This is a genomic window from Marinobacter sp. (genome assembly GCF_052094685.1).
GTDB lineage: Bacteria > Pseudomonadota > Gammaproteobacteria > Pseudomonadales > Oleiphilaceae > Marinobacter.
Genome location: NZ_JBQDKB010000001.1, coordinates 30,739 through 43,875, shown reverse-complemented (window position 1 = coordinate 43,875; position 13,137 = coordinate 30,739). Strand labels below are relative to the sequence as shown.

The 13,137-nt window shown below is 54.3% G+C and carries 11 protein-coding genes and 1 riboswitch; of the genes, 3 read left to right on the top strand and 8 right to left on the bottom strand.

What is annotated here, in order from left to right:
• Position 1: 1 nt before the first annotated feature.
• The 3 genes from ACTH3S_RS00175 to ACTH3S_RS00165 all read right to left on the bottom strand — a co-directional run bounded on the left by ACTH3S_RS00175 (position 2) and on the right by ACTH3S_RS00165 (position 3,111).
• Positions 2 to 907: a lysophospholipid acyltransferase family protein gene (locus tag ACTH3S_RS00175; RefSeq protein ID WP_441806999.1), complete on the bottom strand. Its 906-nt coding sequence runs from the start codon at positions 905 to 907 to the stop codon at positions 2 to 4.
• Positions 904 to 2,319 carry a mannose-1-phosphate guanylyltransferase/mannose-6-phosphate isomerase gene (locus ACTH3S_RS00170; protein ID WP_441806998.1) on the bottom strand — a complete coding sequence of 472 codons (1,416 nt, stop codon included), beginning with the start codon at positions 2,317 to 2,319 and terminating at the stop codon, positions 904 to 906. The genes ACTH3S_RS00175 and ACTH3S_RS00170 overlap by 4 nt, the downstream gene beginning before the upstream one ends.
• 123 nt (positions 2,320 to 2,442) lie before the next feature.
• Positions 2,443 to 3,111 carry a YrbL family protein gene (locus tag ACTH3S_RS00165; RefSeq protein WP_441806997.1) on the bottom strand — a complete coding sequence of 223 codons (669 nt, stop codon included), beginning with the start codon at positions 3,109 to 3,111 and terminating at the stop codon, positions 2,443 to 2,445.
• A gap of 94 nt (positions 3,112 to 3,205) precedes the next feature.
• On the opposite strand from ACTH3S_RS00165, the gene ACTH3S_RS00160 reads away from it, so the two are divergent.
• A complete protein-coding gene (locus tag ACTH3S_RS00160) occupies positions 3,206 to 3,889 on the top strand; it encodes an SGNH/GDSL hydrolase family protein (RefSeq protein ID WP_441806996.1) in 684 nt (227 codons plus the stop codon).
• Here the strand turns inward: ACTH3S_RS00160 and ACTH3S_RS00155 are convergent.
• Genes ACTH3S_RS00155 through lpxL form a run of 4 tightly spaced genes read right to left on the bottom strand, consistent with a single transcriptional unit; the run spans position 3,873 to position 7,930 of the window.
• On the bottom strand, positions 3,873 to 4,907 hold the full coding sequence (locus tag ACTH3S_RS00155) for a glycosyltransferase (RefSeq protein ID WP_441806995.1): 1,035 nt from the start codon (positions 4,905 to 4,907) through the stop codon (positions 3,873 to 3,875). The two genes, ACTH3S_RS00160 and ACTH3S_RS00155, sit on opposite strands and share 17 nt — an antisense overlap.
• Positions 4,904 to 6,019, bottom strand: a complete 1,116-nt coding sequence (locus tag ACTH3S_RS00150; protein WP_441806994.1) for a glycosyltransferase family 4 protein — start codon at positions 6,017 to 6,019, stop codon at positions 4,904 to 4,906. The genes ACTH3S_RS00155 and ACTH3S_RS00150 overlap by 4 nt, the downstream gene beginning before the upstream one ends.
• Positions 6,016 to 6,996 (bottom strand): mitochondrial fission ELM1 family protein, encoded by a 981-nt coding sequence (locus tag ACTH3S_RS00145; protein ID WP_441806993.1) that lies wholly within the window; start codon positions 6,994 to 6,996, stop codon positions 6,016 to 6,018. The genes ACTH3S_RS00150 and ACTH3S_RS00145 overlap by 4 nt, the downstream gene beginning before the upstream one ends.
• Entirely contained in the window at positions 6,983 to 7,930 is a 948-nt protein-coding gene (lpxL, locus tag ACTH3S_RS00140; RefSeq protein WP_441806992.1) for an LpxL/LpxP family Kdo(2)-lipid IV(A) lauroyl/palmitoleoyl acyltransferase, read from the bottom strand. The genes ACTH3S_RS00145 and lpxL overlap by 14 nt, the downstream gene beginning before the upstream one ends.
• A 126-nt stretch (positions 7,931 to 8,056) precedes the next feature.
• Between lpxL and waaA the strand changes: the two genes are divergently transcribed.
• The gene (waaA, locus tag ACTH3S_RS00135) at positions 8,057 to 9,310 is read left to right on the top strand and encodes a lipid IV(A) 3-deoxy-D-manno-octulosonic acid transferase (protein WP_441806991.1); all 1,254 of its coding nucleotides are present in this window, start codon (positions 8,057 to 8,059) and stop codon (positions 9,308 to 9,310) included.
• A 45-nt stretch (positions 9,311 to 9,355) separates the two neighbouring features.
• Here the strand turns inward: waaA and ACTH3S_RS00130 are convergent, their stop codons facing one another.
• On the bottom strand, positions 9,356 to 10,744 hold the full coding sequence (locus ACTH3S_RS00130; RefSeq protein WP_441806990.1) for a TolC family outer membrane protein: 1,389 nt from the start codon (positions 10,742 to 10,744) through the stop codon (positions 9,356 to 9,358).
• Positions 10,745 to 10,962: 218 nt separating this feature from the next.
• A riboswitch (TPP riboswitch) is annotated at positions 10,963 to 11,077 on the top strand.
• A gap of 90 nt (positions 11,078 to 11,167) precedes the next feature.
• On the opposite strand from ACTH3S_RS00130, the gene thiC reads away from it, so the two are divergent.
• A complete protein-coding gene (thiC, locus tag ACTH3S_RS00125; protein WP_441806989.1) occupies positions 11,168 to 13,045 on the top strand; it encodes a phosphomethylpyrimidine synthase ThiC in 1,878 nt (625 codons plus the stop codon).
• Positions 13,046 to 13,137: the final 92 nt, after the last annotated feature.

Below are 13,137 nucleotides of genomic sequence, written 5' to 3'. Positions count from 1 at the left end.
GTCAGCACACCTTGTCCGGGTTGTAGGGGTTTGTCTCGCCTTCGGGCCGGTGGCGCATGCGTTTATATTCCCATTGGTACTGCCCGGGAATGTCCCGGATACAATGCTCGACAGACGTATTCAGAGCTGTTGTAGCAGCTACCGCATCCTTACTGTCCAGGCCCGGCTCAGTTTCACGTACAACTATCCGAAACCCGCGGGCATTCTCCAGTCTTTCGGCGTAGGTAATCAGAACCTTTGCGCCGGTGCGCTGCATAAGCTTCGACACCAGCGTCATGGTTTTGACTTCCATGCCAAAAAACGGAGCAAAGGCATTGCCTTTGCCGCGCGGGGACTGGTCAGGGAGGATGCCGGCAACACCGCCTTCCCGAAGAATGGAGGTCAGCCTTACAAGCCCTCGCCTGTCGCCTCGCACGAGTTCTGAGCCAAGCCTGCCTCGTACCCGGATCATATAGTCCTCGAACTCCGGCATGTTCGGTGGGCTGTACAGTGCAGCCATTTTGTAGCGGGATGAGAAAAACAGCCCCGCCAGCTCCCAGTTTCCGAGATGGGGCGCGAGCAGAATTAACCCGCTGCCGTCAGCCATGGCTTCGTCAATCAGCTCAAGCCCCTCGGTTTCCTGAACCAGATCAAGGCATTTTTCAACAGGCCATTCCCACATCAAAGGAACTTCAAGCATCGTCATCCCTGTGTTTACCAGCGATTCTTTTGCCATGGCTGCGCGTTCGGCTTGTGACAGTTCCGGGAGACAAATCGCGAGGTTTATGTCCGTAACCTCGCGAGCTTTGACGGGTAGCCTCCACATAAGCAGGCCCAAAAACTTACCGATTCTCTGAGCACCTGCCAGAGAAAGCCAGCCGGCAATACGCAGAAGGCCTGCAACAAAAAAATACTTCAACTTGCTCATTTTCTGCCGTACCGGTCTTCGTAACGAACAATGTCGTCCTCGCCGAGGTAGGAGCCGGATTGCACCTCAATCAGCTCCAGATCGATAACTCCAGGGTTTTCCAGTGAGTGCACCTGGCCTATCGGGATGTAGGTCGACTGGTTTTCGGTGACCAGATAGGTTTTTTCACCGTTGGTGACTCGTGCGGTACCGCTGACGACAATCCAGTGCTCAGCGCGATGGTGATGCATCTGAACGGATAGCTTGGCTCCGGGCTTTACTGTGATTCGTTTGACCTGGTAGCGCGGGCCACTGTCTATGGAGTCATAGATACCCCAGGGTCGATAGACCTCACGGTGATTCATGTGCTCGTGCCGGCCATCACTGCGGATTTGCTCAACCACAGCTTTTACGTCCTGGACCTTGTCTTTGTGGGCAACAAGAACGGCATCATTGGTCTCGATGATGACAAGGTCATCGACACCGATGGTTGCAACGAGCCGACTCTCTGCGCGAACAAGCGTGTTGCGTGTTTGATGGGCTATCACGTCGCCGCTAAGGCTGTTTCCATCGAGGTTTTTTTCGCTGACATCCCAAAGTGCCGACCAGGATCCGATGTCGCTCCACCCAGCGTCAAGGGAGACAACCACAGCGTGGTCGGTTTTTTCCATAACGGCATAGTCAACGGACTCAGAAGGACAACTGGCGAACAGTTCAGAATTCACCCGGATAAAGTGAAGATCCTCGCTGGTATCCGCCATTGCAGCGCGGCAGGCAGCGAGAATGTCGGGCCGGTGCAGCTCCAGCTCTGTCAGATATTGCCGGGCGCCGAACAGGAACATGCCGCTGTTCCAGAGGTATTCTCCGGACGCAAGATAGGCTTTGGCAGTCTCCATATCGGGCTTTTCCACAAAGCCATCAACGGTGTAGCAATCTGTGGCCAGTTCGCTGCTGCGGTGTATGTAGCCATACCCGGTTTCAGGTTGGTGGGGGACAATACCGAAGGTGACAAGCTTTCCCTCCTTTGCCAGAGGCACCGCCTTTGCCACGCCTGCCTGAAAAGCTTCGATATCCTTGATTAGATGATCGGCAGCAAGAACCAGCATCAGTGGGTCATCACCTTCGTTGCTCTCGCATAACTGAAGAGCCGCCAGCGCGATGGCAGGTGCGGTGTTGCGACCGCAGGGTTCAAGGATGATGCAGCTGTCTTCATGGCCGGATTGCCGCATTTGTTCCGCAGCGAGAAAACGGTGCTCCTCGTTGCAGATCAGGAGTGGTTTTAGCGCGTCCATTCCGTCAAGCCTGGCTACTGTTGATTGCAGCATCGAGAGTGGGCCGTCTGTCAGTTTAAGAAACTGTTTCGGGTTCAGTTGTCGTGACAACGGCCAAAGTCGCGAGCCGGTACCGCCTGCCATAATGACGGGATGAATCATGCGTATACTCCGGGCTTGAGTTTGTGGAAGTGTTCTTGAGCCTTAGGCTCAAAAGTGGAATGTTACCATATGGGTTGAGCATCTACAGTGCGCCGGCGCCGTGTTGCAGGCCACGCGCAAACGTCACAGACGTTGCGACACCTCCCAGGTTTGTTTCTTGTCACTCAGTTCCCAAGCAATGCGCTTGTAGAAACGGCTGATTCGCCTAGCTATATAACGCCTACGCCATGCCGGAATTGCTGCAAGCTTGTTTTGAGCGCCGGGAGCCCCCAGGCCGTCAACCAGAAAGAGCTCTGGTTGGTTGCCGCGAAGTGAGATAACCAAGTTGTGCGGCAGAAGGTTGCGGGTCAGTATGCCGGTTTTTTCAAGCCACTCACAGAAACGCTCCGCAGCGGCTTTTATGGGGGCGTCAAAACCGTGTTTCTTCAGGTAGTTCTCTAGCGTTTCAGCAGGATCCCCGTGAACATCCAGGAGCAGTTCACTCTCATTGGCGGCGCCAAGCGATGTTGGCGTTTCGCCATAAAATCGGGGGAGATGGTTCCAAACAGTGCTTTCGTGGCCCTGTTTGATCAACGATACTATTGCACTCTGTTGATGCGCACGCTGTTCCTGCTCGTTGTCGTTGATTCTGGACTTGCCGAGCAGTTTCTTTAGAGGCATTTGTCTTTGAAAGCGAGCTTCTATATTTTCAGGGCGAATCACTTTCAGGCAGCGGCCAAGGGTAGCCGGGTGAAGGTAACAATGGCGGTTGTACCCCGAGGCAAAGGGCTCTTGGTCTGAAAGATCTATCACGGTAGTGTTTGTTCTCTTCGGATTTATATGCTGATTGCCAGGCAGGTTTTCATCACTGGCAATTCGTTCTGTTGGCAACTGGAGCCTGATGGTTATGAGTTTTTCTGAGGCATCTAAGCTTTGTTTGGCGTTTGGTGATTGTAACACAGAGGGTTTTCGAACCCTCGAAGGCCCTGTCTGGGCCAAGCGGGTTGCGGATGCCCTGGGGCTTGAGTTCAAAAATTGCGGGCACACCATGAGCACTACCCGGGAGCTGCTGCAGTATGCGGCAGTGTTTCCTCCATCGGAATATGCATTAGTGTTTATCCAGTATGGGCTGGTGGACTCCTGGCTGACGTTTCGCGGTGCACCTTACGTACTTTATTACCCTGACAACCCGCGCCGGAAACTCGCAAGGAAACTGGTTAAAAAGTTAAAGAAGTGGGCGCGCTCTTTGCAGCTTCAAAAAAGGCTGGGGGCGGTCGAGCAAGTACCGCTGGAGGAATACATTGAAAATCTGCGGGCCGTGTTGAAGTCTGCCCCGGGCAGCCAATTTGTGCTGGTGGCCACGGCTCCGAACCGCGACACACCCCGGAACCCGAGAATCCTGAGATATAACTCTGCTCTTTCAAATCTTGCTGACGAGGAGCATAACGCAATCTATGTCGATGCCTGGGATGAGCTCTGGAGTAACCTTGATGCATGTCTGATGGACGATGGGACTCACCTTACATCCCGGGGGCACCGGGTTGTCGCCGGTTGTGTTCAGAATGCCCTCAGGCTCAAGAATGTACGTTGAGAAGCTCGTAATAGAAGGCAGCTGTTCGGCGCCCCATTGCCTCGAGCGTCAGTTCTTTCGATGCATGCTCAAAGCACTCAATCTGGGCCTTTTTCAGGCTTTCCAGGTTCGCAAGTTGCTCGGACAATAATGTGTGCAGTGCGCTAAGCTCGGTTGAGCGCGCGAGGCTTTCAGCAGGAAGCAAGTCAAGAGCGCCATTAACGGGTGTTGATAGCACCGGGCAGCCAGCCAGCAGTGCTTCGATCAGAGCATAGGGGAAGCCCTCGCGCTCGGAACTGATTACGCAGACAGATGCTTGTTTAAGCCAAGCTGTGGGGTTGTTCTCGTAGCCAGGTAGTTTTACCAAACTTTCAACGCCAAGGCGTTGTATCTGAGCCTTTAATGTATCCGCTTCGGAGCCATGGCCCAGGATATAAAGCGGCAGTGTCGGTTTGAGTGTCGCCCACGCTGAAATCAGGTTGTCGAACTGCTTGACCGGCTCGATGCGACCTACGGCTACGGCAAAGGCCTGGGTTCTGGGTACCGGGTGAGTTGTTTTAATCTCCGTGCTGTGGGGTTTGATCCCATTGTGAATCAGCTTTGTATTGGGGTGAGACAGTGCCTGCTGAATGCCTTTGCTTACGGCGATCACACCATCAAGTTTGTCGAAATCCTTATGGCTGGATTTGGTGCCGTGGATAGTGCCCACCGTTATGCTTCCCTGAGTTCCCATACCTGAGATCAATGCCGCCGCTTTATTACCTTGGGCATGAAGTACATCAGGCGATAACTTGCGGAGCGTTCGCCTCAAGCGCAGTTTTAGCAGGGGATTTCGTCTTCCCCACTGAGTCGGCAAAGGGTGGAAGGTTACCTCAGGTGAAAACCAGTTTCGGTAATCTGGATGTGCAAGAACATGTACCTTGTGCCCGCGGCGTACAAGTTCCTCCACAAGGTCGGCCGTATGCTTCTCCATGCCTCCCCAGTTACCGCCAGGCGTGGCGATTAGCTGGGCAACCGTGAGGTGATCTGGTGTGCTCATGATAGCGAGGGCGCTTCGTCGAGAACCTTGCGGTAGACCTCCAGCGTCGACTCCGTTTGAGCTTGGAGGCGGAAGCGGAAGGGAATCTCGATTGCAGCCTCCTTACTGCTCAAGAGCCTTAGCGCAACCTGCGCGAACTCCCGGGTGTCATCAGGCGTTACAAGCCCGTCGCGAAAGCATGCCTGCAGCGTTTCCGCCGCGCCGCCACGGTTAAACGCAACGACGGGCGTGCCGGATGACAGAGCTTCCGTAACCGTGCGGCCGAAGGGTTCAGGCTTTGTTGACATATGGCACACCAGATCAGCAAAGAGATACAGTTCCGACATGTCGTCGCGTTGCCCAAGGAAGGTTACCTTGTCGGCAAGCCCAAGTTTTGAGCGTTGCTGCTCAAGTTCCCCCATAAAGCGGTCTTTACCTGGCTCTACTCCGCCAACGATGATGCCGTGGCAGTCCGGTTCTTTACGGGCAATTTCTGCCATTGCGTCTAGAAACTGCAACTGTCCTTTCCAGCGGGAAATGCGCCCCGGCATCATCAAAATGCGCTTGTTTTGTAAGTGAGGGAACTGCCCAAACAGAGTCTGTCGCCATGTGTCGTCTAACTCTCGGTGCTGAAAATAATCCACATCCACGCCCCGCTGTATCACGGTCAGGTTTTGATCCGGCACCTGAAAATTCTGGATAACGTAGCTGCGTACGCAATTTGACACCGCAATCACATGATCAGATTTGGCCATGATGGCGCTGTAGGGGTTCACGGAATACATTCCGTGGAAGGTTGATACAATTGCTGGTTGTTGATGCGCCGGCAAACCCTTCCACGCTAGGCGTACAATCCAGGCCGGCATGCGTGAGCGCACATGAATAATGTCGGGCTGCAAATCCTGAATCAATTGGCGCATAGGGCGGATCTGCCCAAAAGATGCGGGCGATTTGCGGTGAACAGGCATCTGAATATGAGTTGAGCCTTGTGCCTCTAGGCGAGCAGCCAATGGGCCGCCGTTAGAGACGACAAATGACTCATGGCCGTGCCTTACAAGGTCTGCCGCAAACTCTACGGTTCCTCTTTCTACACCACCACTGTAAAGCGCCGGCAGTGCCTGAAGAATTCTCAAGTGTTGCTCCTCTTTTGTCCTTTGGCCATGGTACCAGTGCTTGGCACAAGCCCGCGCTGGATTACCCATTGAGCGGCCCGATTGGCCTCCCATAGAGGCGTCTCCTGACCGGTTTTGCCTCCCATTACCGTAGCATGATCACTCCAGCGAGCTACATAGCCGGTTTCAACCAGCCGCTGCACGCCGCTTGCAACGCGGCTACCGGGGCGTTGCTGCAATTGGAGCAACCCGGTTGGTACGCCAGACGTAGCCGCTTCGCACACCATAGACATGCTGTCTGGTGTTACCCAGATTGCCCGCGATGCAGCAACGCTATGGCTGAGCCAGTCTTCGTGAGTAGTGTCTGGATCTGCCACGGTAATTTTGGGGCCAGCAAGTTCATTAAGCCGTATTCTGAGTGCCTCGGGGGTTCGCCTTGAACCACTGATCGTCCAGCGCCATTGGGGGTACTCGCCAATCAGGTGGGTAACCTGCCCAAAAACAACGTCATCGTCCCAGTTGAAATGTGAGGACGGCCCACCAAGTAGCAGCAGCGCTTCCGGCTTATCAGTGATTTTGGCCAGGGGTGTAACGGTGTTTATGGCACCTTCTGTTACCAGGGTATGCTGGTTTTCAGTAACTCCGTCATGGGCGGGGATAATTACCCCGTCGACCCAGGTACGCGGGAATCCGGGCTTCATGAGAACCAGCGTTCTGGTATTTTTGAGCCGCCGCAAAGAGAGCAAAAGCTTGTGAGTGCCGGTGCCAGCCGCGATGATCAGATCCGGGTGGGGGAGCGCTTTGTCCATCGCAGGAGGCATAGCCAATAGTGCGCGCCACAACGGAACGTTTACCTCCAGAGTATTGACCCAGTACAGGCTGGCGCCGGCTTTCACCCGTAAACGATTGCCCAGGCCTTTCAGTTGATTCCGGTGCCCGGGTTTATTGTCTGTGAGCAACCATATTACAGGTGCTTCTGGTATGTTACTTGTCACCATAAAAACCCGGATCGTCTCTATCTGGTCGCGTTTTGAAACGCCGGTGCATCCAGAGGTACTGGTCTGGTGCACGCAGGATTTCGCGCTCAAGAATCTGGTTAATTGCGGTTGCGTCTTTCAGGTCGTCGCCGCTTGGAAAGGGATCCAGCGGGGGGTGGAAGTAGATGTCGTAACCGGGTTTGTCGTCTCGCCGAAAGTGGCTGAAAGGAACAACCTTACAATGGCTGCGGGCAGCGATTCGGGAGGTAGCATTGATAGTGCCGGCTGGAACGCCGAAGAATGGTGCAAACACGATATCCTTGCGGCCATAATCTTGATCGGTGGCATACCAAACGGTGCGATTTTTTCGCAGGCTTCGGAATAATCCCCGGATGTCCTGCGCGCCAAGAACGGTCTCATATCGACGTTCCCGTGCCCGGGTCATTACGGCATTCATCAGTGGATTGTTGTGATCTCGCTGCATCACATCTGCATCAATGTACTCGGTAACCAGGCTGCCCCCAAGATCCAGAGTGCTGTAATGGCCACCCAGCAACAGCACGCCTTTGCCCTCGGCCAAGGCGTTATCAAGATGTTCCTTGCCATGTACCTCGGTTATGCCTTTAAGTTTTGCAGGGTTACGGAACCAAGCTATGCCTAACTCCATCAGCCCAATCCCGTTGGCAATAAAGGTGTTTCGCACCAACGCACCTTGTTGGGCTTTCGTGAATTCGGGAAAACACAGCCGAATGTTGACCTCAGCGATGTGTCGGCGTCTGCTGGCGAAGCGCCATGCCAGCATGCCAGCCTGTTTGCCAAGCCACCACTGAAAGCGGATGGGAAGCTGGGCGGCGCACCACATAACGGCAATTCCTGCCCAGGTTGGCCACCAACGGGGGTGGCGGTAGGCTGAATAGTCTGTGTTGCGTGCTTGGCGGCGGTATTTCTTTTTCACTTGAAACGTATCCTGCGAACTCAGTGGGTTGCTGGCCAGGCTATGTATGTTGCCCGGCAGGGTCAGTCGGAAGCAAATGATTAGGGTTTGCGATATGATACCGCACTGGTTTGTCGGGAGTCCTGTGTGCTTCAATTTATCTATTCACAGCTTATACGGTTGGTCTTGCCGTTTATCCTTCTGCGATTATGGTGGCAGGGCCGGCACGCGCCTGAGCTACGCATTAATTGGCGGCAGCGATTGGGCTTTGTGCCTCGGGCCAGTGGGTCAGTTGTTTGGGTGCATGCGGTGTCTGTTGGCGAAACCATTGCGGCTGCGCCCATGGTGCGGCGCCTGCATGCTCGTAATCCTGATATAACCATTCTGATGACGGCGATGACTGACACAGGGCTGGCGCAAGCCAGGAAAATGTTTGGTGATCAGGTTCAGTATGCTTACGCCCCCTACGATACGCCCGGGTCGATACGCCGCTTTTTGAATCGGGCCAATCCCAGCATTCTGGTTATCATGGAAACGGAAATATGGCCGAACATGATACGCCAGAGCCGATCTCGCCGAGTGCCTGTTTTCCTTGTTAACGCACGTCTTTCTGAGCACTCTGCCCGAGGCTATGAGCGTGTCAAAAGTCTGGTTGCACCCATCATGCGCAGTATCAGTTGGGTGGCTGCCCAAGCGGAGAAAGACGCAGAGCGCTTTCGCCGGATTGGAGTGGCTGCATCCAAAGTGGCTGTTACAGGCAGTGTGAAGTTTGATGTGGATATCCCTGAGGATGTCCGTGAAGAGTCGCAACAGCTCAAGGCCTCATTGTTAGATCGCCCAGTCTGGATCGCCGGCAGTACTCATGGGGGAGAAGATGACCAGTTGTTGGCTGCGCATCGCAAGCTTTTGAATCATCACCCAAATGCTCTGCTAATAATCGTCCCTCGTCATCCCGAGCGTTTTGAATCTGTGGCCGATAAAATCACCAAGCAGAATTTCTCTCTGGCGCGCCGATCTCAGGACGAAGAGTTGAATGGGGCAGAGGTGTACCTTGGCGATACCATGGGTGAGCTGATGATGCTCTACGGCGCCAGTGATGCAGCGTTTGTCGGGGGCTCACTAATTGAGCGAGGTGGTCATAATCCGTTGGAGCCTGCAGGTTGGGGTATTCCGGTAATTTCCGGGCCCAACGTGTTCAACTTTGAGACCATTTACCAGCGTCTTCTGGACGATCGTGGTGTTGTCATCGTTGAGGGTGCCAATGAGCTGTTCCAGTATCTTTCGGCACTGTTTGATGATGGCGATGAACGCCGCGCTAGCGGCCAAAGAGCGTTGTCAGTAGTCAATAAAAACAGAGGGGCGTTGGATAGGGTGGTTGATGGAATTATTGAGCGGGTATAGGGGCGCGCCACCCCTAACCCGGTAGTGATTCCGTTTTTCAGTATTTTATTGCGCAGGGTCGTCCAGAGTTTCCTTATCATTGGCCAGGGCTTCGATGCCCGGAGCGCTGGCGCTGAGCCAGTTGTTTAGCTCAATCAGATCTCTCGGGCTAAGTGTGCCTGCCGCCTGCTTCAACTGAAGCGTGTTGTTCACATAGTCATAGCGCGAGTTGGCGTAATCTCTCAACGCAACATAGTAAGCCCGCTCCGCATCCAGCACCTCAACAATGTTCCGTGTACCCACATCGTAGCCTGCGCGGGTTGCATCCAATGCACTGCGGCGGGAAATGATCGTCCGCTCCAGGGCTGAGGCTGTTTCAATATTGTTGTTTACCGTCAGGTACAGGCTACGGGTATTTACCCGAACGTCGCGGCGTACTGTATTAAGCGACTGTTCAGCCACGGTGACTAGAGAGCGTTGCTGGCGCACCCCGGCTTGGGTGCCGCCACCGGAATACAAAGGAACCTTAAGGTTAAGCGCGATAACACCTTGAGTGGTCTCGCCGTCACGCTGGCTGAGAGGCGATACACCCGGGCCATTTTGTTCCATTCCGTGAATATCGGATTTACCGTAAGAAGCGCTCAGATCCAAAGTTGGGTAATGGCCGGCTTTGGCTTGTTTCAACCCGGATTCACTAGCGTTCAGGTCGTACATGGCCGCTTGAATAGACCAGTTTTGCTCTAGTGCTGTCAGTTCCCATGACGCCGGGTCCATAGGGTCGGGCCGACCTAGTGGGAAGTTTTGGCGCAGGTTTTCCAAGTTTTCGGAGTACTCGCCGGTTAAGCGTGATAGCTGTTCCCGGGCAATGTTGACCTGGTTTTCGGCAGCAATCCGCAAACTGCGGCTGTCATCGTAGCTGGCGCGGGCTTCGTACACTTCTGTAATGGCGATCAGGCCAACGTCGAAACGTTCTTGCGCCTGTTCATATTGGCGCTGAATGGCCGCTTCGCTTGCTTGAGTTGTGGTTACCGTATCCTGGGCACGCAAAACGTCGAAATAAGCGGTTGCAACATCGAGAATCAGCTGCTGCTGCGCCAGATTGTATTGGGCGCGGGCAGAGTCGGTTTGGAATTGGCTGGCGTCATACTGAAACCAGGCATCTGCACGGAACAGTGGCTGTGTCAGTTGCACTCCGTATTTTAATTCCCGATAGCTGTTGTCTTGGTTTGGGCCGTCGATGTCAATGTGTTGGGCATCCCCGTAGGCGCCGATTTGAGGCAGCAATGCGCTTTGGCTTACATCGCTGGCGGCCTGCTGAGACTCAAATCTAGCCTGAGCTGCGGCAATGCCGGAGTCGTAAGAGAGTGCTTTCTCATAGGTCTCTACCAGGTCCAGGGAAAAGGCGGGTTGGGCCGCCAAGAGGCCGACAAGTCCGGAAAGCAGTCGTTTCTTCATTGTAACTCCTGAATACATGTGCGCATCTGCACCCACCCGGGGCGCTTGAAAGGAATGCCGGATCGCCACAGGTGACTCCAAAAACAAAACGGGAGCGCCATCCGTGGTGGCATGAATACAACAAACCGGCCTAAACAGAGCGGCTATTATGGACAATAATTGCCCCCAGCTCTACACTTGCAAATAGCACTCACTTTAAGTGCTACGCATTATAGAATCGCGTCTTGACGGGGTGCTGGCTGCCTAACTTTTTGACAGCCGGCTGAGATTGCAACGCAGAACCCGCGACCTGATCCGGATAATACCGGCGTAGGGATTAAGGTCAGACCATCGAAGAGCCAACGCTGCCTTTATATCAAAGGTATAGCTGCTCTCTCCGTCATGCGCGACCCGAATACCAAAGATAAATACCGGGAGCGAATGATGACAGATCTGCCAACTTACCTCAGTGATTCCGCTCGCGTCGATTCTGCCGCGATAAAACCGTTACCAGGATCTCGCAAAATATACGTACAGGGTAGCCGTTCAGACATACGCGTGCCTATGCGGGAAATTACCGTGCAGGATACGCCTACCGAGTTAGGCGGTGAGAAGAACCCGCCCGTAGCCGTTTATGATACCTCCGGCATTTATATGGACCCAAATGCCACTATCGACCTGCGCAAAGGGCTTCCCGCCATTCGTGCCGCCTGGATAGCCGAGCGTGAAGACACCGCCACCTTGCCCGGCTACACATCGGAATTCACCCGCCGCCGAATGAAAGACCCGCAGCTTGATCCACTCAGATTTATGGATGAACGCAAGCCTTTGCGTGCGCTGGCGGATAAAAACGTGACTCAGATGCACTACGCACGCCAGGGCATTGTTACCCCGGAGATGGAATACATCGCGATACGCGAAAATATGAAATTGCAGGAAGCCCGTGACAAAGGGCTGATGAAAGATCAGCACCCGGGCCAGTCTTTTGGTGCCAGCCTGCCTGCAGAAATTACCCCGGAGTTTGTGCGCGACGAAGTGGCCCGGGGCAGGGCGATTATCCCCGCCAATATTAACCACCCAGAATCCGAACCGATGATTATCGGCCGTAACTTCCTGGTGAAAATAAACGGCAACATCGGCAACTCTGCGGTTACCTCCTCCATTGAAGAAGAAGTGGAAAAGCTTACCTGGGGCATTCGCTGGGGCTCCGACACCATCATGGATTTGTCCACCGGCAAAAACATTCACGAAACCCGCGAATGGCTCATCCGCAACTCACCGGTCCCCATCGGCACAGTGCCTATCTACCAGGCGCTGGAGAAAGTAGGCGGCGTTGCCGAAAACCTGAGCTGGGATATTTTTCGAGACACGCTAATCGAACAAGCAGAGCAGGGCGTGGACTACTTCACCATTCACGCAGGCGTGCGCTTGCATCACGTACCCATGACCGCCAAACGCACCACCGGCATTGTCTCCCGTGGCGGCTCCATCATGGCGAAATGGTGTCTGGCCCACCATCAGGAAAGCTTCCTTTACGAGCACTTTGAAGACATCTGCGAAATCATGAAAGCCTACGATGTCTCCTTCAGCCTGGGCGACGGCCTGCGACCCGGCTCCATAGCTGATGCCAACGACGCCGCTCAGTTTGGCGAACTGGAAACTCTGGGCGAGCTCACCAAAATAGCCTGGAAACACGACGTACAGTGCATGATAGAGGGCCCAGGCCACGTACCCATGCACCTGATTAAAGAGAACATGGACAAGCAGCTTGAATGCTGCGACGAAGCCCCGTTCTACACCCTCGGCCCATTGGTTACCGACATAGCCCCGGGCTACGATCATATAACCTCCGGCATTGGCGCTGCCATGATCGGCTGGTACGGCTGTGCCATGCTCTGTTATGTAACCCCTAAAGAACACCTGGGCCTGCCCAATAAAGACGACGTAAAAACCGGCATCATCACCTACAAAATTGCCGCCCACGCCGCCGACCTGGCCAAAGGCCACCCAGGTGCCCAAATACGCGACAATGCCCTCTCTAAAGCTCGGTTTGAGTTTCGCTGGGAGGACCAATTTAACCTGGGCCTAGATCCGGACACAGCCCGGGCCTACCACGACGAAACCCTGCCTAAGGACTCTGCCAAAGTGGCCCACTTCTGCTCCATGTGCGGCCCGAAGTTCTGCTCTATGAAAATCTCCCAGGAAGTTCGGGACTACGCCAAAGAGCATGGCCTGGATGAGATATCCGCAGTGGATGCGGGGATGAAGGAGAAGTCCCGGGAGTTTATTGAGGCCGGTAGCAAACTTTACGATAAGGTCTGAACTTGCTGGATACTGGCAGTGCAACAGGAAATTGCGCTGCCAGCCTGCTGCTACTCAGGCTCTTTGGTTCTTCCTGATTGTCCGTGATTTGT

What these genes read in the sequence shown, in the direction of transcription:
- ACTH3S_RS00145 (WP_441806993.1), bottom strand. Translation starts at nt 6,996, where the DNA reads ATGGTGACAAGTAACATACCAGAAGCACCTGTAATATGGTTGCTCACA.
- ACTH3S_RS00155 (WP_441806995.1), bottom strand. Translation starts at nt 4,907, where the DNA reads ATGAGCACACCAGATCACCTCACGGTTGCCCAGCTAATCGCCACGCCT.
- ACTH3S_RS00175 (WP_441806999.1), bottom strand. Translation starts at nt 907, where the DNA reads ATGAGCAAGTTGAAGTATTTTTTTGTTGCAGGCCTTCTGCGTATTGCC.
- ACTH3S_RS00170 (WP_441806998.1), bottom strand. Translation starts at nt 2,319, where the DNA reads ATGATTCATCCCGTCATTATGGCAGGCGGTACCGGCTCGCGACTTTGG.
- thiC (WP_441806989.1), top strand. Translation starts at nt 11,168, where the DNA reads ATGACAGATCTGCCAACTTACCTCAGTGATTCCGCTCGCGTCGATTCT.
- ACTH3S_RS00160 (WP_441806996.1), top strand. Translation starts at nt 3,206, where the DNA reads ATGAGTTTTTCTGAGGCATCTAAGCTTTGTTTGGCGTTTGGTGATTGT.
- ACTH3S_RS00130 (WP_441806990.1), bottom strand. Translation starts at nt 10,744, where the DNA reads ATGAAGAAACGACTGCTTTCCGGACTTGTCGGCCTCTTGGCGGCCCAA.